Here is a 24,473-nt window from a genome sequence, read left to right on the forward strand (position 1 = left end):
ATCCATCATCGATGGCCGACCATAAAAAAACGGAGCGCGATGCGCTCCGTTTTGTTTTTGGCGGTGATCGGAATTAGCGAACGATCAGCCCCAGCAGGATGCCGACCACACCGAAGTCGGAGTCGCTGAAGGTGGTGTTGGCGAAGCCGAGGTCGCCCAGCACCGGCAGCAGGAACACCGGCAGAATGGTGAGCAGCAGCAGGCCGTTGGCGAAGGCACCCAAAATGGCGCCGCGACGACCACCGGTGGCGTTGCCGAAGACCCCGGCAGCGGCGCCGACGAAGAAGTGCGGTACCACGCCCGGGATGATGACGGTCAGGCCCATGGCGTAGAGCAGCGCCATCCCCACCAGACCGGCGGCAAAGCTCGACAGGAAGCCGATCAGTACGGCGTTGGGGGCGTAGGGGAAGACGATGGGGCAGTCGAGAGCCGGCTTGGCGTTCGGCACCAGCTTGTCGGAGATCCCCTTGAAGGCCGGAACGATCTCGGCGATGACCATCCGCACACCCTGCAGGATGACGTAGACACCGGCGGCGAAGGTGATGGACTGCATCAGGGAGAACATGAACCAGTGCTTGCCCTTGGCGACGCTGGAGACAAACTCGGGGCCGGCGAAGGCGGAGGTCACCAGGAAGATGATGCCCATGGTGAAGGAGATGGCCACCGGGGTATCGCGCAGGAACAGCAGGCTCTTCGGTACCTGTACATCTTCGCAGCTGTGGGCCTTGTTGCCGAACTTGGCGCCGATCAGGGCGGAGAGCACGTAGGAGCAAGTGGAGAAGTGGCCGAGCGCCACGTCATCGGAGCCGGTGATCTGCTTCATGAAGGGGTGGGCGATGGCCGGGAAGAAGACCATGGCGACACCGACCACCAGACTGCCCACCGCGATCAGCGGCACGCCGCTCATACCGCCGGCAGAGAGGATCACCGCCACCATCATCGACATGAACAGGGTGTGGTGACCGGTCAGGAAGATGAATTTCCACGGGGTCAGACGGGCGATCAGGATGTTCACCAGCATGGCGAAGAACATGATCATCGCCATCTCCTTGCCAAACGAGGTCTGGGCGATGGAGACGATGGCCTCGTTGTTGGGGACGACCCCCTTGATGCCGAAGGCGTGCTGGAAGATGACGGCAAAGTCACCCAGCGAGTTGATCACCAGGGTGGCACCGGCCCCCAGAATGACGAAACCCATGATGGTCTTGACCGTGCCCTTGATGCACTCGGTCACCGGTTTCTTCTGGGCAATCAGGCCGATAAGCGCGATCAGGCCGACCAGCACGGCGGGCTCGGACAGCACGTCAAACATCAGAAAGTTGAAAAATTCCATGGTCAGCTCCTGGCAATGGAAGATGCGGCCCGCAGGCCGCATGGAGGATCCTTAGAGGGCGCCCTGTTCGCGCAGTGCGGTGGCGAGCTTCTCTTTCATCGCGGCCTTGTCGACCATGTTATCGAGGGCCACCAGACGGCCGTTGACGCCCATGCTCTGTAACTGCTCGGCGATGTCGCGGGTGGCGACAAAGATCTCGGCGGTTTCGCTGCCGGCGGAGGCCAGATCGCGGTGATCCACCTCGGCGGTGACTGCCAGCTCTTTCAGGATGCTCTTGATGCTCATCTCCATCATCAGGCTGGTGCCCAGACCGTGACCGCATACAACCAGAATTTTCATTGTCTCTTCCTCTGTCAGGTGCGCCGTGGCGCAGATCAGTAGCGCGCCAGAATGCGCTGGATGTCGTCTTTGGTGTCGGCCGCGATGATGGCCGCCACGTCCTCTTCATTCATAAACAGCTCGGCCAGCTGGGCGATGGTCTCCACGTGGGAGTTGCTGTCGCTGGCGGCCAGGGTGATCAGCAGCCGGATCGGGTCGTTGCCCTCGGAATCGAAGTTGACCCCCTGCTTGATGACGGTCAGCCCCAGACCCAGCCGGTTGACGCCGTCTTCGGGGCGGGCATGGGGCATCGCCAGACCGGGGCCCAGCACGTAGTAGGGGCCGAGCTCTTCATGAGAGCGAAACAGTGCTGCCACGTAGGAGGGCTCGATGGTGCCATTGGCCAGCAGGGGCGCCGTCGCCAGTTCGATGGCGTGACGCCAGTCGCGGGCTGCGGGTTCGATGCGGATGACATCCTCGGTCAGCAGTTGAGTCAGCATGGTGGTGATCCGGCTAGTTAAGATGGCGCCAATCTATCGATCTTGCGGTGGTGAAACTGTGAGGGTGATCGCGAAAGTTAGCGCTATCAGATAGCGCTAACATCAAACTGTGATAGCGCTATCACTTCACCCATTAATGGGAGTCATCCTGCCCTCATTGTGGGGGAAAGAGAGTAGAATCGGCCCTGAGCAAATGGTCAGTGGCGCTCTTTTGCCTTAAAGTGAGCAGCCGCAAGTCGAGGATGGGATGGATGTCAGAAGCAAAGAAGCGCCGTAGCACGGGTCGGGTGACCCTCAACGATGTGGCCCAGCTGGCCGGTGTGGGGGCCATGACGGTCTCCCGTGCCCTGCGCACGCCAGAGATGGTCTCCGACAGGATGCGCGAGCGCATCGAAGCTGCGGTAGAAGAGCTCGGCTATATCCCCAATCGGGCCGCCGGGGCGCTGGCCTCTGCGACTTCCCAGACCATCGTAGTGATCGTCCCGAGTCTGGCGGAAGCGGGCTGTGGCGAGATGATCGCTGGCCTGCAACAGACCCTGCTCGAGGAGGGTTACCAGATCATGCTGGGGGATGCCCAGCATCTGAAACAGCAGGAAGAGAGCCTGCTGACCAGCTTTTTGCAGCACAATCCGGCGGCGGTGGTGCTGTTTGGTGGCGATCCCGGCGAGACGATCCGTACTCGCCTGAAAGCCTCCCGCCTGCCGGTGGTGGAAGTGGGTGCTATGGCCCGCAGCCCCATCGACATGAATGTGGGAGTCTCCAACTTCGATGCCGGTTATCAGCTCACCCGCCACCTTATCGAGCGGGGCTACCGCAATATCGGTTTTCTCTGTGCCCGTCAGGAGCAGTGGATGCTGCAACAGCGGATGCAGGGCTGGCAGAAGGCGCTGCTCGATAACTACCTCTCCCCCGATGCCATCATCAACACCTCTGAGCGGCCCAGCTTCAGCACCGGTGCCACCATGCTGGGTGAATTTCTGCTGCGCTGGCCTGAGCTGGACGCGCTGATCTGCGTTAACGACGAACTGGCGGCCGGGGTACTGTTCGAGTGCCAGCGTCGCCATTTGAATGTGCCGGGCAAACTCGCCATCGCCGGATTTGACGATCTGGATGTGGCGCGCGCCTGTTATCCGACCCTTACTTCGGTCAGGATCCCCTATCGAAAAATGGGGCAGGAGGCCGCCGAGCTGATCCTGCGCCAACTGGCCGGGGAGCCCGTGATGGGCACTGCGCTGGCTCTCGATTTTCAACTACAAAAGCGCCAAAGCAGCTGATCCCCGTTTCACATGTCATCAAAGAGGCAACCATGTTCAAGGCTCTGTTACTGGAAAACCAAGACGGCAAGACTGTTCCGACTCTGACCCGGCTGGCCGAGAGCCAGTTGCCGGAAGGTGAGGTGCGGGTGGCGGTCGCTTACAGCTCCATCAACTACAAGGACGGGCTGGCTATCACCGGCAAGGGCAAGATCGTGCGTCAGTGGCCGCTGGTGCCCGGCATCGACTTCGCCGGCACCGTGCTTGAGTCTGCCGACAGCCGCTATCAGCCCGGCGACAAGGTGGTGCTGACCGGTTGGGGCGTGGGCGAAGGGCACTGGGGCGGCATGGCCGAACAGGCGCGGGTCAAGGGGGACTGGCTGGTGCCGTTGCCCGCCGGGCTGGATGAACGGCAGGCCATGTGCATCGGTACCGCCGGTCTCACCGCCATGCTCTGCGTGCTGGCACTGGAAGAGGCGGGCATTACTCCCGAAAGCGGCGAGGTGCTGGTCACCGGCGCGGCTGGCGGCGTGGGCTCCACCTCGGTTGCCCTGCTGGCAGCCCTTGGCTATCAGGTGGCTGCGCTGACCGGTCGTCCGGAAGAGCAGGGCGCCATGCTCACTGCGTTGGGTGCCAGCCGCATCGTGCCGCGCAGCGAGCTGCTGGTGCCTGCCAAACCGCTGGAGAAGCAGCTGTGGGCCGGTGCCATCGATACCGTCGGCAGTCAGGTGCTGGCCAAGCTGCTGGCTCAGATGAACTATGGCGGCGCCGTGGCGGCCTGCGGGCTGGCGGGTGGCTTCGATCTGCCGACCAGTGTGATGCCCTTCATCCTGCGCAATGTGCGGTTGCAGGGGGTCGATTCGGTGATGTGCCCGTTTGAACGTCGTCAACTGGCATGGCAGCGACTGGCACGGGATCTTCCCGCCAGCTTCTTTGAACAGGCGGTTACCGAGATTGGGCTGGAGCAGGTAGTGGAGGCCGCCGAGGCCATCACGCAAGGCCAGATCGCCGGTCGCACTTTGGTCAAATTTTGAACTCTCTCTGACTGGCGAGCCCGACAATTCCGGATAAAATTGGAGTGCGGGTGAACTATCCAAGGAGAGTGAAGATGGGTGGACACAAGCCGGATTACGACTCCTCTGATGATGATTGGGAGCCGGATTCCTGGGAAGAAGAGCTGGATCAGTGGGAAGATGAAAGCTGGCAGGATGATGACACTTTCGATGACCAGTGAACCACGGCATTGAACGAACAGGCGGGCTTTGGGCCCGCCTGATTTTTTTGCCGCGCTCACACGGCTGAGCGTTCGTCCTTGGTCAGGGGCGGGGCGCTGGGTAGAATGAACTGCCCAAATGACGCTCAAGGATGACTATGCGACTCTCCATCATATTGTTGGCTGCCCTGCTGGGTGGCTGTGTCTCCAACGATGATCCCTGCGAGAAGGTGTGGAGTGAGGTGGGGGAGGCGGATGGCAAGCTGGGCTTCACCACCGAGCGGATCGAGTTCCATCAGGGGCAATGTGGCAAGAAGGTGGATCCTGAACTGTGGAAGCAGGGACACCAGAAGGGATTGGCATGGTATTGCCGCCCCGAGCACCTCTATCTGGCTGGCCGCTCAGGCGAGGAGTATCGCGGCGTTTGCCCGAATGATACCCAGGCACGCAGATTGTTCGAACAGGGGCGTCAGGGGTGGACCGATCAATAACGCCCTGACAGGGAGGGGCGTTACTCCTCTTTCAAACGCAGCGGCTGGCAGAGGTAACCCTTGTCATTGGCACTGCGGGCACACTTGCTGCAGACAAACTTGGGTTTGCGGACTATCTTGCGCAACGCCTTGAGATCGGTGGGGATCTCGTGACGGCGCCATTCACACAGGGTTTTGCTGCCCATAACGACTACCTCTACGACTTGACGGCCGTATTGTAATCGATTTTCATTTCGAATAAACCGGCAAAGCTCGCTTATTGGCCGATATGCCAATAAGCGATTGTTTCGGGAGGGATTACTGGTAGAGGAACTTGGTGAAGATAAGCTCGCGCACCGCTTTCTTGCCGGTCTCTTTCACCAGCAGTTCGTTGACGGTTGTCTCGCACTCCTTGCGCAGCTCTTCTCGGTTGGTCAGGGACTTCACTTGATCGGCATTTTTGCTGCCAATCAGACGGATGATGGCATCGCGGATCAGCGGGTCATGCTGCTCCAGCAGCTTGAGGTCGGCTTCGTTTTCCGCCATCAGCTCTACCGTGACCCGGATATAACCGAGGGTTTTGCTATCACTCAGGTAGTTGGTGATGATGTCGGGATCGAGCGCGTGGTAGGAGAAACCGGGCTTGGCAGCCCCCTCCGTGCCCTCGGCGGGCGGCTCATCTTCAGCCAGAGCTTGCTGCTGCAGGGCGCCACAGCTCAGTAACAACACCAGCAGAATTTTGAAGATCTTCATATAGATGGCTCATCAGCAAGAGATAACCCATTTTTGATGTTGCCATCGGGGCCGTCAAGCACGGATGTTCTTACATTTCGCTATTGATTTACGGATAATAAACCGGATTTTAACCTGAACACGGAAATCTCTGGATGGTGAAGCTGTGAAGTCCGAGTTGACTGTTCCCCTCACGCCGTTAAGCGGGTGGCTGGCCCCTGAATGTTGCGAATTGCCCGCCAGCTTGCGCCCCTGGCTGCTGGAGCCCGGCTCCATGACCCGGCGGCTGCGTCAGCACAATCGCCACTTTTCGGTGGAGTGGCTGGGCAATCACCCGGTCGCCCTTACTGCCGATGAGCAGTGGCTGGTGGATTCGGCCTCGCCGGCCGGTACCTGCCGTGAGGTGATCCTGCACGGGGATCGTGGACCCGCCGTGCTGGGCTGGACCCTGTTTGCCGATGACGCGCTGCAAGGGAGCGGCATTGCCGAGCTTGGCGAGCAGCCGCTGGGTGAGCGGGTATTTGGCCATGAGCCTGCCCGCCGCGATCATCTGCAGTTGGCCCGTTTCGATATTGCCGCCAATCCCCGTTGCCCGGCCGCCACTGTCTGGGGGCGTCGTTCCCGTCTGTTTCTGGGGCAGTGGCCACTGCTGGTGCACGAGCTGTTTCTGCCCTCTCTCGTCTGTGACAAGGAGCTGGAGTGAATCTGTTAACCAAGGAGCGGGGACTTGCCTACATGCAGTTGGCCCGCGTCGACAAACCCATAGGCACTCTACTGCTGCTGTGGCCAACCCTGTGGGCGCTCTGGCTGGCCGCTGGTGGCCTGCCCAATCTCTGGGTGCTGACCGTGTTTGTGGTCGGGGTCTTTCTGATGCGCTCGGCAGGGTGCGTGATCAACGACTATGCGGATCGCAACTTCGATGGCCACGTCAAACGCACCGCTGGTCGCCCCTTGCCCACGGGCAGAGTCAAGCCGTGGGAGGTGTTGGCGCTCTTCTTCGTGCTGGCGCTCATTTCGTTTGGTCTGGTGCTGACCATGAATCCGCTCACCATCGGTTTGTCGTTTGTCGCCCTGCTGCTGGCGGTGAGCTACCCCTTTATGAAGCGCTTTATCTCGAATCCCCAGCTGGTGCTCGGGATGGCCTTCTCCTGGTCGATCCCGATGGCCTATGCGGCGCAGGCGGATGCTCTGCCGCTGGTGGCCTGGCTGCTCTTCTTCGCCAACCTGCTCTGGACCGTGGCTTACGACACCCAGTACGCCATGGTGGATCGGGATGATGATCTCAAGATCGGCCTCAAATCCAGCGCCATCCTGTTTGGTCGTTACGACAAGCGGATCATCGGCGCACTGCAACTCTCGACCCTGCTGCTGTTGTTGGCGGTCGGACAGCTGATGACGCTGGGGGGTTGGTATTACTGGGGATTGCTGGGAGCGGCGGTGCTGTTTGTCTATCAGCAGCGGCTCATTCGCGAGCGGCAGCGGGAAGCCTGCTTCCAGGCGTTTCTCAACAACAACTATGTGGGGGCGTTGGTGTTTACCGGTCTGGTGCTCGATTACCTGCTGGCGTGACCTGTTCCCGCGCAGACTCCGATAAAAAAGAAGGCCGCATCATGCGGCCTTCTTTGTTTGCGTTGCAGATTAGAGCTGATTGCCTGCCTGAATGGTACGGCGGATCTTGTTGCTCAGCAGCGGCACTATGTTGTCGGCCAGCGCCTGGAAGCGGCCGAGATCCGGCTTGCACTCTGGGGAGAGGTAACCCTCCTTGCGCAAGGTGTGGATCAGGGTGCTGAACAGCTTCTGGTCGAAGAACTCGGGGGCGTTGATGCCGTGCAGGGTGCCGAGGCGCTCTGCCATCATCAGGCCGTCCGCTTCCAGTTGCTCTGCTTCGATATGAGGCTGGGCCAGCACCCGGGTCAGCACGATGGCGTAGCGTTGCAGGGTCTCCTGAATGCTCTCCGCCAGCAGCAGCAGGCGCATCTGGTTGGCCGGATTGACCCAGTAGCCGTCATCGCGGGTCTCGATCAGTTGCTGGGTTTGCAGGGCGTCGAGCAGGCTGTCGACCAGCGCTGGCAGCTCCTCCTCTTCATAACGCAGGAACAGCTCGGTCTTGAGCAGCGGATAGATGTCGATGCAACGAGCCATGATCTCGCTGCGGGAGATCCCTTCGCACCGTTCGATCAATGCCGCCACCAGAGAGGGCATGGCAAACAGGTGGAGGATGTTGTTGCGGTAGTAGGTCAGCAGGATCGCCTGATAGCGGTCCAGACTGATGATCTGCCCCAGTTTATCCTCGCTCACCTCGAACTTGTTGAGCTCCATCGCCTGATCCAGCAGGGTCTTGGCATCCTCATCCGGAATGGTGCTCTGCGGGCTGTAGGGCACCGCCTTGAGCAGATCCAGATAGGTGTTGAGCTGGGCCTGCAACTCGTCGCGGGTCAGGGCGTGGCGCTCGGCGGCCAGCAGCGCCAGCGCGCTCAGGGTCAGGCCGTTGACCGCGGCAGCGCCGTTGATGCGGGTCATCAGCAGTTCGGCCAGATTGTTGACGGTGCCCGCCATCCACTCCGGACGTTCCTCTTCCCCGATGTGCTTTTTCCAGTCGGGGATGTGTTCGCTCAGGTAGCTGTTGAGAGTCAGCGGTTCGCCGAAGTTGACGAAGCCACGGCCGTAGTTGCGCAGCTTGCGCAGGATGCCGAGCACCTGCAGGAAGCTCTCTTTTTCCTTGCGACTCCCCTTAAGCTCGTTGTGGTAGGTGTTCACCTCCATCACGTGCTCGTAACCCAGATAGACCGGCACCAGAGTGACCGGCCTGTCCAGCCCGCGCATCATTGCCTGCAGGGTCATCGCCAGCATGCCGGTCTTGGGCGGCAGCAGACGGCCGGTACGGGAGCGACCGCCTTCGGTGAAGAACTCCACCGAGTAACCCTTGGCAAACAGCAGGTTGAGGTATTCCCGGAATACCGTGCTGTAGAGCGGGTTGCCCTTGAAGGTGCGGCGAATGAAGAAGGCGCCGCCGTGGCGGAAGATGGGGCCCGCCGGCCAGAAGTTGAGGTTGATGCCTGCCGCGATATGGGGCGGCACCATCCCCTGGTGGTAGATGACGTAGGAGAGCAGCAGGTAGTCCATGTGGCTGCGGTGGCAGGGAACATAGACGATCTCGTGCCCTTCCTGCGCCAGCTGGCGTACCTTCTCGGCGCCATTGACCGACAAACCGCGGTAGAGCTTGTTCCATAGCCAGCCGAGGAAGCTCTCGCCCAGGCGGATCAGCCGGTAGGAGAAGTTGGAGGCGATCTCGTCCATGTAGCCATGGGCACGCTTTTGCGCCTTCTCGAGACTGATCCCTTCGCGCTGGGCCTCCTCTTCAATCGCCTGCTGGATCACCGCGGAGTCGAGCAGCTGCTTGAACAGCAGGTTGCGGTTCGGCAGTTTCGGGCCGGTGGCAGCCAGCTGCTGACGGCTGAAGTGGGTACGGGCCACTCGTGCCAGCTTGTGGGCGATGGCCTCGTCGGTGCCGTGCTTGTCGGCCATGTAGCGCAGGGAGAGCGGCGGCGAGAAGCGCACCAGATTTTCGCGACCCTTGAGGATCACGATAAGTGCCTTCTTCAGCCGGTTCGGCGCCAGGCTGCTGATGATGTTGAGGCCGGAGGCTTCTTCCCCTTCCCGACCCGGAGCGCGGCCCCAGAACAGGGTGACGGGCACCACCTGGATATCCAGCTCGGGATCCTGCTTGTGCAGATCCAGCAGCTGGTGGAACTCCTGCAGGAAGGGGAGCGGTTTGCTGCGTTTGCCAAACAGGGGAGGCGGACGATCCAGACAGACATAGCGCGGCAGCAGCTGGCCGTTCAGTTCCAGCGGCGTGAAGGGACCGGGCAGACCGAGATCCTCGCAGCACTGCTGCAGGGTCATCAGGTCGGTGATCGAACTGGTTTTCAGGGCATAGACGATGGGTCTGGCCGGATCCAGATTGAGTTCTGTGATGGGATTTTCCGGCAGGCTCTTGTGATTGACCAAGCCGCTGACCGGCCATTGCAAGATGGCTCTGGAAATCTTCTGTCCTAGGGACATGTGCGTCTGCTCTCCAAAAAAATGCGGCGTGAGCATAGCAAATCGACAGCCCCTTGTCGCCGAGAGGTACGATGAGTCAGCTGCGCAGGATCAAAACAGCAGTAAATGAGGGGTTGGTTGCGACAAATGTCAGCTGCGCCTTGCCTTGGCCACTGCACTGTATATACTGCCAGTGTGCTGTATAAAAAGACAGGTGCCAATTCTATGAAACCCCTTACCCCCCGCCAGGCCGAAGTGCTGGAGCTGATCAAGGTGAACATGAGCGAGACCGGTATGCCGCCGACTCGTGCCGAGATTGCCCAGAAGCTTGGTTTCAAGTCGGCCAATGCGGCCGAAGAACATCTGAAGGCCCTGGCCAAAAAAGGGGTCATCGAGATCATGCCGGGCACGTCCCGCGGCATTCGCCTGTTGCTCGAAGAGGAAGAGGTGCTGGAAGAGAGCGGCCTGCCGCTCATCGGCAAGGTCGCTGCCGGTGAACCCATCCTGGCTCAGGAGCATATCGAGAGCCACTATCAGGTTGATCCCGCCCTGTTCCATCCGCGCGCAGATTTTCTGCTGCGGGTACAGGGGATGAGCATGAAGAACATCGGTATTCTGGATGGCGATCTGCTGGCGGTGCACAAGACCCAGGAGGTGCGCAACGGTCAGGTAGTGGTCGCCCGTCTCGATGAGGATGTCACCGTCAAGCGCTTCCAGCGCAAGGGCAGTCAGGTATGGCTGCTGCCGGAAAATGAAGAGCTCTCCCCCATCGAGGTGGATCTCTCCTGCCAGCAGCTCACCATCGAAGGGCTGGCGGTCGGGGTGATCCGCAACGCCGACTGGATGTAATCATCTCCGCCAACTGCGTTTGCCACACGGCCTCCTTCGGGAGGCCGTGCTGTTTCTGGCGCACTTTCCTTGTCATATCAAACAGATCATCGGTGGCGGCATTTTTGTCCTGCGCGACCGGCTACCAATCATCCATTTCAGATATATGCTCAGATCAGTGCCCTGTCGCCGAGACAGGGCTTGGCGCCTCCCTCTGACCATCGCAATGCGCCGTGACGGGAGGGCCGGTAACAACGAGAATCAGGCAGTACACCTTCACGGGATATGAAGGGGGAGTGGGGAGATCCCGAGCCTTGTCGGGCAAAGGGGACCACTCGTAATGGTTGCAGATAGTCGTGACGGGCCTGTTCCCAGTTCAGGCCGGCGAAGCAACATGACCTGTCGGTCAAGGAGGATTGGTATGGCATCAAGATCGCCATGGGATTCAGAGGCTGGGGCTGCGCCAGCAGAATCGTCTATCACCCGTTTTGTCAAAGGTAGCCGGATGACCTGGTTTTACGGTCTCTGGCTGCACCATCGTGGTTCGCACTGGACGCTCTGGCTGGGATGCCCGAAAGAGAAGGTGGTGCGTCTGGTATTGCTGTTCAAGCGTGGCCATGGCGATCGCCAGAGGGAAGAGGACTGGCTGGCCCCCGTGATTCCCATCGGCGTGCGGGCCATCGGCAAGATGTTGCAGCAGGGGCGTAACGCTCGCCCCTGAGCAGAAGAGACAAACAAATCCATTCATAACCGGCACCCGAGGGGGCCGGTTTTTTTATGGCCGCAACTGGCGATTAATTATGCCAAATGGTCGACTCCTGACAGGGCGTTGCACAAGGTTGAACCACCTTGGCGGCTCGCTGGGGTACAATGCCCCCCTCTTGTCCGGTCACTGCTGGCCATCTGCCTCGAACTGAAAGGGTCTCTTGTTATGATGAAGCTCCGCTATCCCCTGCTCTTTCTGCTGCTGACAGCCTGCCTGATCCTGGTGTTCTACGCCACGCAGCCAGAGCAACCGGAACAGGCCGATTATTATCCGGCGGGGCGGGACATCAATGATTTCGCCTTTACCGATGCGGACAACCAGCCGTTCACCCCTGCCAACCTGAAGGGGCACTGGACCTTCCTGTTCGTCGGCTACACCTTCTGCCCCGATATCTGCCCCACCACCCTGGCAGATATGCGTTCCGTCTATGACCAGCTGAAGAAGATGGCGCCCGACAGTCAGGTGGTGTTTATCTCGGCGGATCCCCAGCGTGACGATATTCCACGCCTCAAGACCTATACCGCCTTCTTCAATCCCGAGTTCAAGGCGGCCACTGCCCCCCACGACAAGCTGTTCCCGTTTGTGCGCAATCTGGGGCTGATTTACTCCATCGCCAATCAGGGGGAGAAGGATTACCTGATCGATCACTCCGCCTCCATCGTGCTCATCAATCCCAAGGGCAAGCTGCAGGCGGTATTCCGTCCGCAGGTGGCGCCGGGTCAGGTGCCACGGGTGCAGATGGCCACCATGCTCTCTGACTTCGCCCGCATCCTGAAGCTGGCAGGCCACTGAGCGTGAACTCATCTGTTGCCCCCTGGTGGCGCGATCCCTCTCGCCACCGCGCCGTCTTTGCGCTCGCCCTGCCCATGGTTTTCTCCAATATCACCACCCCCTTGCTGGGGCTGGTGGACACCTGGGTGATCGGTCATCTCGGTCAGGCCTGGTTTCTGGGGGGCGTCTCGGTCGGCGCGACCCTGATCAACCTCATCTTCTGGTTGCTTGGTTTTTTGCGGATGTCGACCACCGGGCTGACGGCGCAGGCGCACGGCGCCGCCGACGGTCGTGCCCAGCTCGATACCCTGCTGCGGGCGCTGGGGCTGGCCATTGCTCTTGGCCTGGCGCTGCTGTTGTTGCTCTTCCCCCTGTTGCCACGACTGATCGCTCTGAGTGGCGGCTCGCCCGAGGTGCAGCTCTATGCGGGCCAATATGTGGCGGTGCGGATCTGGAGCGCCCCGGCGGCGCTCTGCAATCTGGTGATCATGGGCTGGCTGTTGGGGATGCAGGATGCCCGCAGCCCCATGGTGATGCTGATCCTCACCAATCTGGTCAATATGGCGCTCGACGCCCTGTTTGTGCTCGGGCTCGGCTGGCAGGTGCGGGGTGTGGCGGCAGCCTCGGTCATGGCGGACTACTGCGCGCTGGCAGTCGGCATCTGGCTGGTACGCTGTCAGCTGCGGCAACTGGCGCCGACGGTGTGGCAGGATGGCTGGCTGCGCTGGCGGCAGCTCGCGCCCATGGTGCGGCTGCTCGGTCTCAACCGCGATATCTTCCTGCGCTCCCTCTGTTTGCAGCTCTGCTTCGCCTTCATGACTCTGCAAGGGGCACGGCTGGGGGATGTAGCGGTGGCCGCCAATGCGGTGCTGCTCAACTTCCTGATGCTCATCTCCTACGGACTCGATGGTTTTGCCTATGCGGTGGAGGCCATGGTAGGACGAGCCATCGGTCAGCGGGATCGGCAGAAACTGCGGGAGGCGATCGTGCTCAATCTGGGCTGGGCCGCCCTCATCGCCAGTGGTTTTACCCTGGTGTTTGCCCTCTTTGGTGCCCACCTTATCGGCTATATCACCGACATTCCGGCCGTGGTGGCGGAGGCACATCGTCAGCTTCCCTGGCTGATCGCCATGCCCTTGCTGGCGGTCTGGTGTTTCCTGCTGGATGGCGTATTCATCGGGGCGACCCGGGCGCGGGAGATGCGCAACAGCATGTTGCTGGCCGCGTTTGGCGGCTTCTTCCCGATCTGGTGGCTCTGTCAGTCGTGGGGCGTAGCCGCGTTATGGGCGGCGATGGCGGCGCTGATGGTGGGGCGCGGTCTGTCGCTGGGGGTCACTTGCTGGCGGCTGGAGCGCAGCGGGCATCTGCTCGACGCCCGCCACTGATCATCGGTGGCGCTTACATGGCACCGTCATAGCCGAGCTGGCGCCAGCTCTCGTAGACAAAGACAGACACCGCGTTGGAGAGGTTCATGCTGCGGCTCTGGGGCACCATAGGGATGCGTAGCCGCTGCTCGAATGGCAGGCTCTCGATGATCTCGATGGGCAGGCCGCGACTCTCCGGGCCAAACAGCAGGGCATCGCCAAGGGCATATTGTGCTGCCGAGTGCGCGGTACGGCCCTTGGTGGTGCAGGCAAACACCCGTTTGGGCGCCACGGCGGCCAGAAAAGCCTCATAGCTCGACCAGCGCTTCACCTCGGCAAACTCGTGATAGTCGAGTCCCGCCCGTTTTACCCGCTTGTCATCCCACTCAAATCCCAGCGGCTCGATCAGATGGAGCCGGTAACCGGTATTGGCGCAAAGCCGGATGATATTGCCGGTGTTGGGCGGAATTTCCGGCTGGTAGAGGACGATATCGAGCATGACGAGCTCCTGCAAAGAGATGTAAAGCCAAGAAGGGGCGCCAGCATACCCAGCGCCCGTCCGGATGAAAAGGATCAGGCGATGGGCAAGCGGATGGTGATGGTCAGCCCGGTCGGGTGATTGTTGCTGGCCGCAATGGTGCCGCCGTGGCGCTGTATTGCCTCCGAGGCGATGGCCAGCCCCAGCCCGGTACCGCCAGTTTTGGCGTTGCGGGCATCATCCACCCGGAAGAAGGGCTGGAACAGCAGCGCCTGCTGCTCGTCAGGCACGCCGGGGCCGTCATCCCGAATGGTCATCACCCACTCCTGCCCCTCCCGATACCAGTCCACCTTGATGAACTCGCGGGCATATTTGAGGGCGTTGCGCAGGGGGTTCTCCACCGCCCGGGCCAACAGCTCTGGCCACATCTGGATCGACTCTGCGGGCAGTGGCGGCAGTCTGAGCTGTTTGCCGCTCTGGTTTGCCTCGAACATGGCATCTTCGAGGATGGGCTCCAGCAGGTCGGCCAGCGGGTGCACCACCGGTGCCTCCACATGCTGCTGCACCCGCGACAGATCCAGCAGATCGCCGATCAGCTTGTCCAGCCGCCCGATCTCCGATTCGATCCGCGCCAGCTCGGCGCTGTCACCCTGCTTGCGGCGGATCAGCGCCTGCGCCAGTTGCATCCGGGTGAGGGGGCTGCGCAGCTCGTGGGAGATATCGGAAAGCAGCTGTTTCTGCTTTTGGATCATGCTCTTGAGCGTCTCCACCATACGGCTGACGTTATCCGCCAGCTGGCCGATCTCGTCGCCCCGTCCCAGGTTGGGGATCTGCACCTCCAGATTGCCAGCCGCCAGTTGGGAGACCGACTTCTGCAACTGCAGGATGGGGCGGGTCAGCCGCCAGGCGAGCAGCAGGCAGAGCGGGGTGCTGACCAGCATCGAGATGCCCAGAATGCGGATCGGGTGATCCAGCACCTGAATGAACAGGAACAGATAGGGATTCTCGGCATTGAGGCCGAAATAGACGTGATAGCGATGACCGTGGTGCTCCATCAGGAAGGGGCCGGCGATCGCCTTGCGATCCTCGTTGCCCAGCATGGGATTGGCCGGGTCATCGGCATCCACCATAAAGCGCACCACGAACTTGCGCGGATGGGTGGTGGACTGGATCTGCCCCTTCTCGTCGCGCAGGTAGACGTTATCCACCGGCAGCATGGCGATCTTGTCCATCGCCTTGGCCAGATCGAAATCCTGATCCGGCTCGGCGGCGTTGAGCAGGGCTTGCACGTTGTTCTGCATCCGCGCCACTTCGTGGGTCGGCAGCGGGATCTGGTTGCGGGGATCCAGGGTCGGCAGGCTGATCACGGCGGCCAGCATCACCAGCAGCATGAACCAGAACCAGAGGAAGATGTGGGTCGAGATCCCGTTGAGGGAGTTGATGCGCTCTATTCTTGCTCTAGCCACAGGTACCCGCGCCCCCGTACGGTTTTGAAGCGGGGCTGGCCATCGGTGCGGTCCGGCAGCTTCTTGCGCAGGTTGCTCAGGTGCATGTCGATGGCGCGATCGAAGGGTTCCAGCTTCTTGCCCAGCACCTGCTCGGAGAGGTGGCTCTTGCTGACGATCTGGCCGGGATTGCGCAGCAGGCACTCCAGCAGCCCGAATTCGGTGGCGGTCAGCTCCAGCAGCTGTTCGCCGCAGCGGGCCTGCTGCAGGCCGGGTTGCAGCACGATATCCATGAAGTGTACTTCGTCGGAGGAGTTGCCGCGCTGGGGCGGGGCGCTCTGGGTACGGCGCAGGATGGCGCGTACCCGGGCGAGCAGCTCCCTGTCATCGAATGGCTTGGCCAGATAGTCGTCGGCACCCGCTTCCAGACCGTTGACCCGATCCTGGCTGTCACCGCGGGCGGTCAGCATCAGCACCGGGGTATCGTGGGTCTTGCGCAGCTTGGTCAGCATGGCAAAGCCGTTGAGCTTGGGCATCATCACGTCCAGCAGCACCAGATCGAAGCTCTGCTCCGCCAGCCGTTGCAGCCCCTCTTCACCATCCTCGGCGACCGTGACCTGAAATCCCTCCAAGGTCAGAATTTCGGTGAGCAGTTGGGTCAATTCAAGATCGTCGTCGACCAGGAGTATTCTGTTCATCTGGTGTTATTCCGCAGATTTTCGCGCCAAACTGACGCCGGGGTCAGGGTATAATAAGTTTTTCATCGCCAGAGGAAAGCCGGTTTTGAGCCATCAACAATATTCTCGTTGGGTGACCTTTGCCAGCATAGCGGCGGTCACCACCGCTACCTTGCTGATCATCGGCAAACTGATCGCTTGGCTGATGACCGACTCGTCGACCCTACTGGCGTCGCTCACCGACTCCTTCATGGATGTGAGTGCCTCCATCATCAACCTGCTGGCCATTCGCTATGCGCTGGCCCCGGCCGATGACGAACACCGTTTCGGTCACGGCAAGGCGGAGTCGCTGGCGGGCCTGATTCAGTCGGCCTTTATCTCCGGCTCCGCCCTGCTGCTGGTGATGCACGGAATTTCATCCCTGCTCAATCAGGCGCCTATCCTGCGGCTGGAAGCGGGTCTCTGGGTCAGCGGCGGATCCATCGTGCTGACCCTGCTGCTGGTCAGCTTCCAGAGTTTCGTTATTCGCAAGACCAACAGTGTGGCCATCAAGGCCGACATGCTGCACTACCGTTCCGATCTGCTGCTCAATGCCGGTGTCTTGCTGGCGCTGGTGCTGGCGGGGCAGGGGTGGTACTGGGCCGATGGCCTGTTTGCCATCCTGATCGGGCTATTCCTGTTGTGGGGGGCGGGACACATCGGCTACGAGTCGGTGCAGGCCCTGCTCGATCGTCAGTTGCCAGCGGAAGAACAAGCGAGAATAATGGCGCTCTGCTGTGCCGTAGAAGGTGTACACGGCGTACATGACCTGCGCACCCGTCAATCCGGGCCGACCCGATTCGTACAGTTGCATCTTGAACTGGATGATCAGATCCCCCTGGTCAAGGCCCATCAGATCGCCGATGAAGCCGAGCTGGCGGTACGCCAGGCATTCGAGCGGATGGATGTCATCATCCACATGGACCCCATCTCGGTGCTGACAAAAGAACAACAGAGCCCTCACCCAGAACAACAGTAGGCTGCAACATGGATGAACTGGTTGCCAAAACCTGGCACAAAATTCAGCAAGAAGCGGAGTGCATGGCGGCCCAGGAGCCGATGCTGGCCAGCTTCTTCCACTCCACCATTCTCAATCACAAGAATCTGCGTTCGGCCCTCAGCTTCCAGCTGGCCAACAAACTCGACAGCGCCACCATGCCCGCCATCGCCCTGCGCGAGGTGATCGAGCTGGCCCTGCGCAGCGAGCCCGAGCTGCTGACGGTAGTGGCGGCCGACATCTGCGCCGTGCAGGAGCGCGATCCGGCGGTCGATCTCTTCTCCACCCCGCTGCTCTATCTCAAGGGGTTCCATGCCCTGCAGGGGTATCGGGTCGCCAACTGGCTGTGGCGTCAGGGGCGCCGCTCGCTGGCCCTTTATCTGCAAAACCAGATCTCGGTGGTGTTCGGGGTGGATGTGCACCCGGCCGCCCGCATCGGCAAAGGGATCATGTTTGACCACGCCACCGGCATAGTGGTGGGTGAGACGGCAGTGATTGAGGATGATGTCTCCATCCTGCAGAGCGTGACCCTCGGTGGTACCGGCAAGGAGAGCGGCGATCGCCATCCCAAGATCCGCGAAGGGGTGATGATAGGGGCGGGCGCCAAGGTGCTCGGCAATATCGAAGTGGGCGTGGGCGCCAAAATTGGTGCGGGCAGCGTGGTGATCAACCCGGTGCCGCCTCATACCACTGTCGCTGGCGTACCTGCCAAGATCGTCGGCCGTCCGGAGTGCGACAAGCCTTCACTGGATATGGATCAGTGTCTCTGATCTCCCGGCCGGAGTAGTCGATGGCCAAACGCTGGTCGGGTTATCTGATTTTGGGGATGTGGCTGCTCAACTTGCTGCATCTCTATCTGGGACTCTCCCCCTGGCCTGCGGCCATGGCTGCCTGGGGGGCATCACTGCTCACTTGGCCCTGGCTGGTGGGGGCTGCCAAGCGGCAGGCGCTGGCCCTGTATGGCGCGGCGCTGTTGCTGCTCATCTTCTCCTGGTGGCAGGGAGCGACCCTCACCGCCGGTGACTGGCTGCTGCCCAACATAAATATGCTCACCATGTTTGCCGCGGTGAGCACCCTCAACCTGGCCACCTCAGGGCTCTTGACCGGCACCACCTCCTGGACCGGGCGAAAGGGGCTGTGGAGCACCATGGCCAGCCTCAATCTGCTGGGGGCGGTCATCAACCTCTCGGTGCTCTTTATCATCGGCGATCGGCTGGAGCGCAATGGCACCCTGGAGCGGCGCCAAGTGATGGTACTGAGCCGGATCTTCTGTGCCGCCGCCTTCTGGTCACCCTTCTTTGTCGCCATGGCGGTGGCGCTCACCTATGCGCCGGGCTTGCAGCTCTCCCATATTCTGCCGTTCGGGATCCTCGCCGCCTTGCTGGCGATGGGGCTGACCGCCTGGCAGGTGGAGCGGATCGGAGTGGCCGACTTTGCCGGTTATCCGCTGCGGTTGCAGACTCTGGGGTTGCCGGTCACGCTGGCGCTGCTGGTACTGCTCATCAAGCAGATCTGGCCCCAGCTTGGCATTCTGGCGGTGATCGCGCTGGTGGCCCCGCTGCTGGCGCTGCTCTTTATGCCGAGGGCCGGGCGCAAGGCGGCCCTCAAGCGGCAGGTGGTGGAACGCTTTCCCGCCATCGGCGGTCAGCTGGTGCTGTTTCTGGGGGCCGGTTTGCTGGCGGCAGGCATCAACAGTGCGCTGTCGGTCATCGATCTTGGCTCCGGTCACGGCCTGCCGCTGTTCAACCACTTTGGCTGGCTTGAGGGATCCCTCACTCTGCTATTGATTTTGCTGGTGGCAATCGTCGGCGTGCATCCGCTCATCAGCATCTCCGGGCTGGCGCCGCTGCTCTGGCCGCTGGCGCCGGATCCCAGCCTGCTCGGCATGTGTTTCCTGCTGGGATGGGGGCTTGCCACCGGCACCAGTCCGCTCTCCGGCTCCAATCTGGCGCTGGCCTCCCGTTATAACCTCAGTGCCGGGTTGATCCTGCGCTGGAACCTGCGCTACGGCCTGCTGATGTATGTGGTTGCCTGTCTGTTGCTAGGGGCTTATATCGCCTTGCATGGATAACGGCGGCGCCGTCAGGAGGGTGCAAATGATGCGCGGGCGGCGGGGTCTTTTACGCACGGTTCAGTGTGTTGTCGCGGCTCGGGCGCAGGATGCGAGAAAAATAGACGCATATTTAGACAATACATCTATGGAAGGCGCATTTTACAGCGCACTGGCTTGTTTGTGCCGATGCGCTCGGGGTATGCTGGCTTCACGCGCTTGAATCGCCCTCTGTGGGGCATCGCAATTGAACAAACAGGTATGCATATGTCACTAGAAGTCCTTGAGCAACTCGAATCCAAAGTACAATCCGCCGTCGACAACATCTCCCTGCTGAAGATGGAGCTGGACGAGCTGAAAGAGCAGAACAGCAAGCTGCAAGACGAGAACCATCAGCTGCGCAACGAGCACACTGCGTGGCAGGAGCGTCTGCGTGCCCTGCTGGGCAAAATGGATCAGATGGGCGAAACCATCTAATTCATCGCCTTCAGGCAGAATTGAAAACGGGCCGCTCCATGAGCGGCCCGTCTGTTTTTGGCGGGATGGGAATTATAGCGCCAGCAACTGCTTGACTGTCTTCTCGATACCGTCTGCCGCTTCGACTATGTTGTTGGCCAGCATGTAGGCGGGGGTCGAAATCACCTTGCGCTCCTGATCCACCACGAATTCGTTGACCGGGCAGTTGAGATGGCTGCCGCCCATCGCCTCGATGGCGTTGGCGGTGCCTTCGTCATGGCCGATGGTCGCCAGCGTCCCGGCACCATAGATCAGCGGGATCATGGCGGGCGCGATGCAGATATAGGCGGCCGGTTTGTTGGCGTTGGCAAAGCTCTGGCACGCTTTCAGCACATCGGGCTGGATGTTGCATTCGGCTCCTTTGATAGCAAAGTCACACAGGTTTTTGGCCGCGCCAAAGCCGCCGGGTACCAGCAGCGCGTCGTAATCGGCCGCATCCAGCTCGGCCACATCCTTGATCTGGCCACGGCAGATGCGGGCCGCTTCGACCAGCACATTGCGGCTCTCCCCCTCGCTCACTTCACCGGTCAGGTGGTTGATGACATGGAGCTGCGCCACGTTCGGGGCGAAGCACTGGACGGCGGCTCCCTGACGGGCCAACGCCAGCAGGCTGATGACGGCCTCGTGGATTTCGGCCCCGTCAAAGACACCGCAGCCACTCAAAATCACGGCCACTTTTTTCATGGCAAACTCCTCGTTGTTGAAAATGTGAGCCAGGATGGATTGTTGTACTTTTGTATGGTTATCGCTCGCCCTCCGCTGGTCAAGTCATCTTGCTGTGCTAGGATTGTTTCGTTTTGGATCCTGCCGTACCTACTCCCTTAAATCTTTTTCCACATTGATCGAGATCATTCTAACTGTCTCATGATCTGTTTTTACGATCTCAACGCATTGTTTTTAATGGATTTTTATATTCTTATGCACAGTTTTATCACTGTGCGCCCTGATGCGCCCCATTTTTGAACACAGAGTTATCCACAGATTGAGTCCCTTTATCAGGCGCTGTGTGCTGTTGCTGCGCCCCTTGGTGTGAGGGGGGCCCTGTGGCATCCTAGCGGCTGTTTATCTCTGGCAGGACGATTTCATGGCCCCTAGCAACCCCCTTATTCTGGTCGACGGCTCCTCTTATCTTTACCGCGCCTTCTTCGCCTCCCAGCAGGCCGATCTGCGCACATCGACCGGTTTGCCGAGCGGCGCCGTCCGTGTCATGGCCAACATGATGCGCAGCCTGCGCAAGCAATATCCTGACTGTCATGTGGCCGTGGTGTTTGATGCCAAGGGCAAGACCTTCCGCGACGACATCTATCCCGAGTACAAGGCGACCCGCGCCAGCATGCCGGACGATCTGCGCAGCCAGGTCGCCCCGATCCACCAGATGATCAAGGCGATGGGCTTCCCCTTCCTGATGGTGGAAGGGGTGGAGGCCGACGACGTGATCGGCACCCTGGCCCGTCAGGCGACCGAGAAGCAGCTGCCGGTGCTGATCAGCACCGGTGACAAGGATATGGCACAGCTGGTCTCCGACCATGTCACCCTGATCGACACCATGAAAGATGTGAAGACCGATCGGGAAGGGGTGATCGAGAAGTTCGGCGTGCCGCCCGAGCTCATCATCGACTACCTGGCCCTGATGGGTGACAAGGTCGACAACATTCCCGGCATGACCGGTGTCGGCGAGAAGACCGCACTGGCCCTGCTGCAGGGGATTGGCAGTATCGACGAGATTGCCGCCAACCTGGACAAGGTCGCCGCCCTCGGCTTCCGAGGCTCCAAGGCGTTCGCCGACAAGTTCCGCGAGCAGGAGGAGCAGGTTCGTCTCTCCTATCGACTGGCGACCATCAAGACCGACGTCGAACTGGAACAGAGTCTGGAAGAGCTGTTGCTCAAGCCGGTCGACAAGGAGTCCCTGCTGGCGGTCTATCGCGAATACGAGCTGCGCAACCTGATCAAGGAGCTGGAATCCGGTGGTGAAGAGGGCAGCGAGAGCGCCGGACAGGACGAAGCTGGCGATGAGAGCGCCGCTCCGGTTGCCGCCATCGAAACCGACTACCGCTGCATTCTGGACGAAGCCGAGTTTGACGGCTGGCTGGAACAGCTGAAAGCGGCACCGCTGTTTGCCTTCGATACCGAAACCACCAGTCTCGATTACATGGAGGCGCGGATCGTCGGCGTCTCCTTCGCGGTTGAGCCGGGCAAGGCTGCTTATGTGCCGTTTGGCCACGACTATCTCGGGGCACCGGCACAGCTGAGCGAGGCCGTGGTGTTGGGCAAGCTCAAGCCGCTGCTGGAAGATCCGACCCGTCTCAAGGTGGGGCAGAATCTCAAGTACGATCGCAACGTGCTGCTCAACCATGACATCGACCTACAGGGCATCGCCTACGACACCATGCTCGAGTCCTACGTGCTCAACTCCACCGCCAGCCGCCACGACATGGATTCGTTGGCCAAGCGTTATCTCGGAGTCGAGACCATCTCGTTTGAAGATATCGCAGGCAAAGGGGTGAAACAGCTCACCTTCAACCAGATCGAGCTGGAGCAGGCCGCCCCATATGCGGCGGAAGATGCCGATATCACCCTGCGTCTTCATCAGGCGCTGTGGGGTCAGCTGGAGGCTGTGCCGGGTCTCGCCAAGGTATTCAGCGAGATCGAGCTGCCGCTGCTGCCAGTGCTGGCGCGGATGGAGTTGCTCGGCACCACCATCGATCCCAAGCTGCTGCACCAGCAGAGCCAGGAGATCGAGCTGCGGTTGGGGGAGTTGGAGAAGCAGGCCCATGAGCTGGCCGGACAGGAGTTCAACCTCTCCTCGCCCAAGCAGTTGGGGGAGATCCTCTTCACCAAGCTGGGCCTGCCGATCATCAAAAAGACGCCGAAGGGTGCACCGTCCACCGCAGAAGAGGTGCTGGCCGAGCTGGCGGAGACCTACGAGCTGCCGCAACTGCTGATGGAGCATCGCGGTCTGGCCAAGCTCAAGTCCACCTACACCGACAAGTTGCCGCTGATGATCAAGCCCCAGACCGGGCGGGTACACACCTCCTATCATCAGGCGGTGGCGGCTACGGGCCGTTTGTCATCATCTGATCCCAACCTGCAGAACATCCCGGTGCGCAACGAGCAGGGGCGCCGCATTCGGCAGGCCTTTATTCCGAGCGCCGGTTACAAGCTGGTGGCGGCGGACTACTCCCAGATCGAGCTGCGCATCATGGCGCACCTCTCCGGTGACAAGGGGTTGCTGACCGCTTTTGCCGAGGGCAAGGACATCCACAAGGCGACCGCCGCCGAGGTATTCGGCGTGGCACTCGATGCGGTCACCACCGACATGCGCCGCAGCGCCAAGGCGATCAACTTCGGCCTTATCTACGGCATGAGTGCCTTCGGTCTGGCCAAGCAGCTGGGGATCGGTCGTGCCGAAGCGCAGAAGTACATGGATCTCTACTTCGAACGCTACCCGGGCGTGCTGGAGTATATGGAGCGCACCCGTCAGCAGGCGGAAGCCCAGGGGTATGTCGAGACCCTGTTTGGTCGTCGCCTCTATTTGCCGGATATCAAGTCCCGCAACGCCGGTCTGCGCAAGGCTGCCGAACGGGCCGCCATCAACGCCCCGATGCAGGGCACGGCCGCCGATATCATCAAGCGCGCCATGATCAACGTGGACAGCTGGATCCGCGGTATCGAGGATGAGTCGATCCGCATGCTGATGCAGGTACACGATGAACTGGTGTTCGAGATCCGCGAAGAGAAGCTGGAGGAGTACACCGCCATCATCAAGGAGAAGATGTCGGCCGCAGCCGAACTGCATGTGCCGCTGCTGGTTGAAGCGGGTACCGGTGACAACTGGGATCAGGCCCACTGATTTCCGGTCAGCCGTTCTGCACGGCTATATAGCTATACAAGAAGCGAAGCCCGGCATCATGCCGGGCTTCCTGTTTCTACCAGCCCTATCAGGTCTCTTGCAGATACTCATCCTTAAGCAGGACATAGTTGTCGGCCGAGGTCTTGAGGAAGGCGATCTCGGCGGGTTTGAGTGGGCGAGCCTGTTTGACGGGATTACCTATATATAGAAAGCCCGATTCGAGTCGCTTGCCCGGTGGCACCAGCGAACCTGCGCCGATCATCACATCATCTTCAACCACGACGCCATCAAGCAGAATGGCACCCATGCCGACCAGCACCCGGTTGCCGATGGTGCAGCCGTGCAACATCGCCTTGTGACCCACAGTGACATCTTCACCGATCAGCAGCGGATAGCCGTCAGGATTGCCAGCACTCTTGCGAGTCAGGTGCAGCACAGTGCCATCCTGAATATTGCTGCGGGCGCCGATGTGGATATGGTTCACATCTCCCCGTGCCGCCACCATGGGCCAGATGCTGGCATCATCGGCCAGTTCGATATCGCCCACCAGTGTCGCGCAGGGGTCTACATACACCCGTTTGCCCAGTTGCGGGCGTTTTCCCTTGTAGGGTCTCAGTCGCAAGTCCATCTTGGCCTCCTTGTTTTCGGCCATTCTAGCAATCCGGAACCAGTTTCTGTGGATAAGTTTGTATAAAAGCTGTGTCTGGATATGAATAACTAAAAAAGTGCTGTTTTTTGCAATTTTATTGCAGATAAGGGGTTGCCAGAAAGAATCTGTTCCCTATAATGCGCCTCCATCGACAGGGCAAGCGGCAACGCAAACAACCTCGTC

Annotated in this window: 26 protein-coding genes; 15 read left to right on the plus strand and 11 right to left on the minus strand. The window is 60.6% G+C overall.

Going from position 1 to position 24,473, the window contains the following annotated elements:
• Nucleotides 1–73: 73 nt before the first annotated feature.
• Genes OKC43_RS19255 through OKC43_RS19265 form a run of 3 tightly spaced genes read right to left on the minus strand, consistent with a single transcriptional unit; the run spans nt 74 to nt 2,151 of the window.
• Nucleotides 74–1,333 (minus strand): PTS ascorbate transporter subunit IIC, encoded by a 1,260-nt coding sequence (locus OKC43_RS19255; protein ID WP_042030406.1) that lies wholly within the window; start codon nt 1,331–1,333, stop codon nt 74–76.
• 51 nt (nt 1,334–1,384) lie between these two features.
• Entirely contained in the window at nt 1,385–1,672 is a 288-nt protein-coding gene (locus OKC43_RS19260; RefSeq protein WP_236272738.1) for a PTS sugar transporter subunit IIB, read from the minus strand.
• A 35-nt stretch (nt 1,673–1,707) separates the two neighbouring features.
• A complete protein-coding gene (locus tag OKC43_RS19265) occupies nt 1,708–2,151 on the minus strand; it encodes a PTS sugar transporter subunit IIA (RefSeq protein WP_236272739.1) in 444 nt (147 codons plus the stop codon).
• 251 nt (nt 2,152–2,402) lie between these two features.
• Between OKC43_RS19265 and OKC43_RS19270 the strand changes: the two genes are divergently transcribed.
• From OKC43_RS19270 to OKC43_RS19285, 4 genes are all read left to right on the plus strand, one after another.
• Entirely contained in the window at nt 2,403–3,425 is a 1,023-nt protein-coding gene (locus tag OKC43_RS19270) for a LacI family DNA-binding transcriptional regulator (RefSeq protein ID WP_047434109.1), read from the plus strand.
• Between the two features lie 32 nt (nt 3,426–3,457).
• A complete protein-coding gene (gene acuI / locus OKC43_RS19275) occupies nt 3,458–4,438 on the plus strand; it encodes an acrylyl-CoA reductase (NADPH) (RefSeq protein WP_236272740.1) in 981 nt (326 codons plus the stop codon).
• Between the two features lie 74 nt (nt 4,439–4,512).
• Nucleotides 4,513–4,638, plus strand: coding sequence for a hypothetical protein (locus OKC43_RS19280; protein WP_005339521.1), 126 nt, complete (start codon nt 4,513–4,515; stop codon nt 4,636–4,638).
• A gap of 137 nt (nt 4,639–4,775) precedes the next feature.
• Nucleotides 4,776–5,108: a DUF2799 domain-containing protein gene (locus tag OKC43_RS19285; RefSeq protein ID WP_042054791.1), complete on the plus strand. Its 333-nt coding sequence runs from the start codon at nt 4,776–4,778 to the stop codon at nt 5,106–5,108.
• A 20-nt stretch (nt 5,109–5,128) separates the two neighbouring features.
• Here the strand turns inward: OKC43_RS19285 and OKC43_RS19290 are convergent, their stop codons facing one another.
• Together OKC43_RS19290 and OKC43_RS19295 are read right to left on the minus strand one after the other, a co-directional pair.
• On the minus strand, nt 5,129–5,293 hold the full coding sequence (locus OKC43_RS19290; protein ID WP_005339525.1) for a hypothetical protein: 165 nt from the start codon (nt 5,291–5,293) through the stop codon (nt 5,129–5,131).
• A gap of 112 nt (nt 5,294–5,405) precedes the next feature.
• Nucleotides 5,406–5,840, minus strand: coding sequence for a flagellar basal body-associated protein FliL (locus OKC43_RS19295; RefSeq protein WP_040069400.1), 435 nt, complete (start codon nt 5,838–5,840; stop codon nt 5,406–5,408).
• 145 nt (nt 5,841–5,985) lie between these two features.
• Here OKC43_RS19295 and OKC43_RS19300 point away from each other — a divergent pair, with 145 nt between their 5' ends.
• On the plus strand, nt 5,986–6,522 hold the full coding sequence (locus OKC43_RS19300; protein ID WP_005339534.1) for a chorismate--pyruvate lyase family protein: 537 nt from the start codon (nt 5,986–5,988) through the stop codon (nt 6,520–6,522).
• The gene (gene ubiA / locus OKC43_RS19305; protein WP_167557333.1) at nt 6,519–7,388 is read left to right on the plus strand and encodes a 4-hydroxybenzoate octaprenyltransferase; all 870 of its coding nucleotides are present in this window, start codon (nt 6,519–6,521) and stop codon (nt 7,386–7,388) included. Before OKC43_RS19300 ends, ubiA begins: the two co-directional genes overlap by 4 nt.
• Nucleotides 7,389–7,457: 69 nt before the next feature.
• On the opposite strand, the gene plsB is transcribed toward ubiA, so the two are convergent.
• On the minus strand, nt 7,458–9,881 hold the full coding sequence (gene plsB, locus OKC43_RS19310; protein ID WP_019446525.1) for a glycerol-3-phosphate 1-O-acyltransferase PlsB: 2,424 nt from the start codon (nt 9,879–9,881) through the stop codon (nt 7,458–7,460).
• A gap of 204 nt (nt 9,882–10,085) precedes the next feature.
• On the opposite strand from plsB, the gene lexA reads away from it, so the two are divergent.
• From lexA to dinF, 4 genes are all read left to right on the plus strand, one after another.
• The gene (lexA, locus tag OKC43_RS19315; RefSeq protein WP_005339540.1) at nt 10,086–10,709 is read left to right on the plus strand and encodes a transcriptional repressor LexA; all 624 of its coding nucleotides are present in this window, start codon (nt 10,086–10,088) and stop codon (nt 10,707–10,709) included.
• Nucleotides 10,710–11,193: 484 nt separating this feature from the next.
• Entirely contained in the window at nt 11,194–11,409 is a 216-nt protein-coding gene (locus OKC43_RS19320; RefSeq protein ID WP_236272741.1) for a hypothetical protein, read from the plus strand.
• Nucleotides 11,410–11,619: 210 nt separating this feature from the next.
• The gene (locus tag OKC43_RS19325) at nt 11,620–12,246 is read left to right on the plus strand and encodes an SCO family protein (protein ID WP_005339543.1); all 627 of its coding nucleotides are present in this window, start codon (nt 11,620–11,622) and stop codon (nt 12,244–12,246) included.
• A gap of 2 nt (nt 12,247–12,248) precedes the next feature.
• Nucleotides 12,249–13,610: an MATE family efflux transporter DinF gene (gene dinF / locus OKC43_RS19330; RefSeq protein WP_270660532.1), complete on the plus strand. Its 1,362-nt coding sequence runs from the start codon at nt 12,249–12,251 to the stop codon at nt 13,608–13,610.
• Nucleotides 13,611–13,623: 13 nt separating this feature from the next.
• On the opposite strand, the gene trmL is transcribed toward dinF, so the two are convergent.
• The 3 genes from trmL to OKC43_RS19345 form a co-directional block, all read right to left on the minus strand.
• The gene (trmL, locus tag OKC43_RS19335; protein ID WP_115522537.1) at nt 13,624–14,088 is read right to left on the minus strand and encodes a tRNA (uridine(34)/cytosine(34)/5-carboxymethylaminomethyluridine(34)-2'-O)-methyltransferase TrmL; all 465 of its coding nucleotides are present in this window, start codon (nt 14,086–14,088) and stop codon (nt 13,624–13,626) included.
• A 74-nt stretch (nt 14,089–14,162) separates the two neighbouring features.
• Nucleotides 14,163–15,533, minus strand: coding sequence for an ATP-binding protein (locus OKC43_RS19340; protein ID WP_005339547.1), 1,371 nt, complete (start codon nt 15,531–15,533; stop codon nt 14,163–14,165).
• Nucleotides 15,515–16,210 carry a response regulator gene (locus OKC43_RS19345; protein ID WP_005339549.1) on the minus strand — a complete coding sequence of 232 codons (696 nt, stop codon included), beginning with the start codon at nt 16,208–16,210 and terminating at the stop codon, nt 15,515–15,517. Before OKC43_RS19345 ends, OKC43_RS19340 begins: the two co-directional genes overlap by 19 nt.
• Before the next feature lie 85 nt (nt 16,211–16,295).
• Here OKC43_RS19345 and fieF point away from each other — a divergent pair, with 85 nt between their 5' ends.
• The 4 genes from fieF (at nt 16,296) to OKC43_RS19365 (ending at nt 19,752) form a co-directional block, all read left to right on the plus strand.
• Complete coding sequence (gene fieF / locus OKC43_RS19350; RefSeq protein WP_005339551.1) at nt 16,296–17,207, plus strand: cation efflux pump FieF; 912 nt, start codon at nt 16,296–16,298, stop codon at nt 17,205–17,207.
• A gap of 8 nt (nt 17,208–17,215) precedes the next feature.
• On the plus strand, nt 17,216–17,995 hold the full coding sequence (gene cysE / locus OKC43_RS19355; protein ID WP_005339552.1) for a serine O-acetyltransferase: 780 nt from the start codon (nt 17,216–17,218) through the stop codon (nt 17,993–17,995).
• 20 nt (nt 17,996–18,015) lie between these two features.
• Complete coding sequence (locus OKC43_RS19360; RefSeq protein ID WP_236272742.1) at nt 18,016–19,296, plus strand: hypothetical protein; 1,281 nt, start codon at nt 18,016–18,018, stop codon at nt 19,294–19,296.
• 246 nt (nt 19,297–19,542) lie between these two features.
• Entirely contained in the window at nt 19,543–19,752 is a 210-nt protein-coding gene (locus tag OKC43_RS19365; protein ID WP_005339554.1) for a cell division protein ZapB, read from the plus strand.
• 72 nt (nt 19,753–19,824) lie between these two features.
• Here OKC43_RS19365 and elbB read toward each other — a convergent pair whose 3' ends face one another.
• On the minus strand, nt 19,825–20,475 hold the full coding sequence (gene elbB, locus OKC43_RS19370; RefSeq protein WP_236272744.1) for an isoprenoid biosynthesis glyoxalase ElbB: 651 nt from the start codon (nt 20,473–20,475) through the stop codon (nt 19,825–19,827).
• Between the two features lie 400 nt (nt 20,476–20,875).
• Between elbB and polA the strand changes: the two genes are divergently transcribed.
• On the plus strand, nt 20,876–23,641 hold the full coding sequence (gene polA, locus OKC43_RS19375) for a DNA polymerase I (RefSeq protein WP_100647118.1): 2,766 nt from the start codon (nt 20,876–20,878) through the stop codon (nt 23,639–23,641).
• Between the two features lie 88 nt (nt 23,642–23,729).
• On the opposite strand, the gene OKC43_RS19380 is transcribed toward polA, so the two are convergent.
• A complete protein-coding gene (locus OKC43_RS19380; RefSeq protein ID WP_100647351.1) occupies nt 23,730–24,269 on the minus strand; it encodes a gamma carbonic anhydrase family protein in 540 nt (179 codons plus the stop codon).
• Between the last annotated feature and the right edge of the window lie 204 nt (nt 24,270–24,473).

This window comes from Aeromonas sp. Y289-2, from assembly GCF_027705925.1.
Taxonomy (GTDB): domain Bacteria; phylum Pseudomonadota; class Gammaproteobacteria; order Enterobacterales; family Aeromonadaceae; genus Aeromonas; species Aeromonas veronii.

What these genes read in the sequence shown, in the direction of transcription:
- OKC43_RS19255 (WP_042030406.1), bottom strand. Translation starts at nt 1,333, where the DNA reads ATGGAATTTTTCAACTTTCTGATGTTTGACGTGCTGTCCGAGCCCGCC.
- OKC43_RS19260 (WP_236272738.1), bottom strand. Translation starts at nt 1,672, where the DNA reads ATGAAAATTCTGGTTGTATGCGGTCACGGTCTGGGCACCAGCCTGATG.
- OKC43_RS19265 (WP_236272739.1), bottom strand. Translation starts at nt 2,151, where the DNA reads ATGCTGACTCAACTGCTGACCGAGGATGTCATCCGCATCGAACCCGCA.
- OKC43_RS19270 (WP_047434109.1), top strand. Translation starts at nt 2,403, where the DNA reads ATGTCAGAAGCAAAGAAGCGCCGTAGCACGGGTCGGGTGACCCTCAAC.
- acuI (WP_236272740.1), top strand. Translation starts at nt 3,458, where the DNA reads ATGTTCAAGGCTCTGTTACTGGAAAACCAAGACGGCAAGACTGTTCCG.
- OKC43_RS19280 (WP_005339521.1), top strand. Translation starts at nt 4,513, where the DNA reads ATGGGTGGACACAAGCCGGATTACGACTCCTCTGATGATGATTGGGAG.
- OKC43_RS19285 (WP_042054791.1), top strand. Translation starts at nt 4,776, where the DNA reads ATGCGACTCTCCATCATATTGTTGGCTGCCCTGCTGGGTGGCTGTGTC.
- OKC43_RS19290 (WP_005339525.1), bottom strand. Translation starts at nt 5,293, where the DNA reads ATGGGCAGCAAAACCCTGTGTGAATGGCGCCGTCACGAGATCCCCACC.
- OKC43_RS19295 (WP_040069400.1), bottom strand. Translation starts at nt 5,840, where the DNA reads ATGAAGATCTTCAAAATTCTGCTGGTGTTGTTACTGAGCTGTGGCGCC.
- plsB (WP_019446525.1), bottom strand. Translation starts at nt 9,881, where the DNA reads ATGTCCCTAGGACAGAAGATTTCCAGAGCCATCTTGCAATGGCCGGTC.
- lexA (WP_005339540.1), top strand. Translation starts at nt 10,086, where the DNA reads ATGAAACCCCTTACCCCCCGCCAGGCCGAAGTGCTGGAGCTGATCAAG.
- OKC43_RS19320 (WP_236272741.1), top strand. Translation starts at nt 11,194, where the DNA reads ATGACCTGGTTTTACGGTCTCTGGCTGCACCATCGTGGTTCGCACTGG.
- OKC43_RS19325 (WP_005339543.1), top strand. Translation starts at nt 11,620, where the DNA reads ATGATGAAGCTCCGCTATCCCCTGCTCTTTCTGCTGCTGACAGCCTGC.
- trmL (WP_115522537.1), bottom strand. Translation starts at nt 14,088, where the DNA reads ATGCTCGATATCGTCCTCTACCAGCCGGAAATTCCGCCCAACACCGGC.
- OKC43_RS19345 (WP_005339549.1), bottom strand. Translation starts at nt 16,210, where the DNA reads ATGAACAGAATACTCCTGGTCGACGACGATCTTGAATTGACCCAACTG.
- cysE (WP_005339552.1), top strand. Translation starts at nt 17,216, where the DNA reads ATGGATGAACTGGTTGCCAAAACCTGGCACAAAATTCAGCAAGAAGCG.
- OKC43_RS19360 (WP_236272742.1), top strand. Translation starts at nt 18,016, where the DNA reads ATGGCCAAACGCTGGTCGGGTTATCTGATTTTGGGGATGTGGCTGCTC.
- OKC43_RS19365 (WP_005339554.1), top strand. Translation starts at nt 19,543, where the DNA reads ATGTCACTAGAAGTCCTTGAGCAACTCGAATCCAAAGTACAATCCGCC.
- elbB (WP_236272744.1), bottom strand. Translation starts at nt 20,475, where the DNA reads ATGAAAAAAGTGGCCGTGATTTTGAGTGGCTGCGGTGTCTTTGACGGG.
- polA (WP_100647118.1), top strand. Translation starts at nt 20,876, where the DNA reads ATGGCCCCTAGCAACCCCCTTATTCTGGTCGACGGCTCCTCTTATCTT.
- OKC43_RS19380 (WP_100647351.1), bottom strand. Translation starts at nt 24,269, where the DNA reads ATGGACTTGCGACTGAGACCCTACAAGGGAAAACGCCCGCAACTGGGC.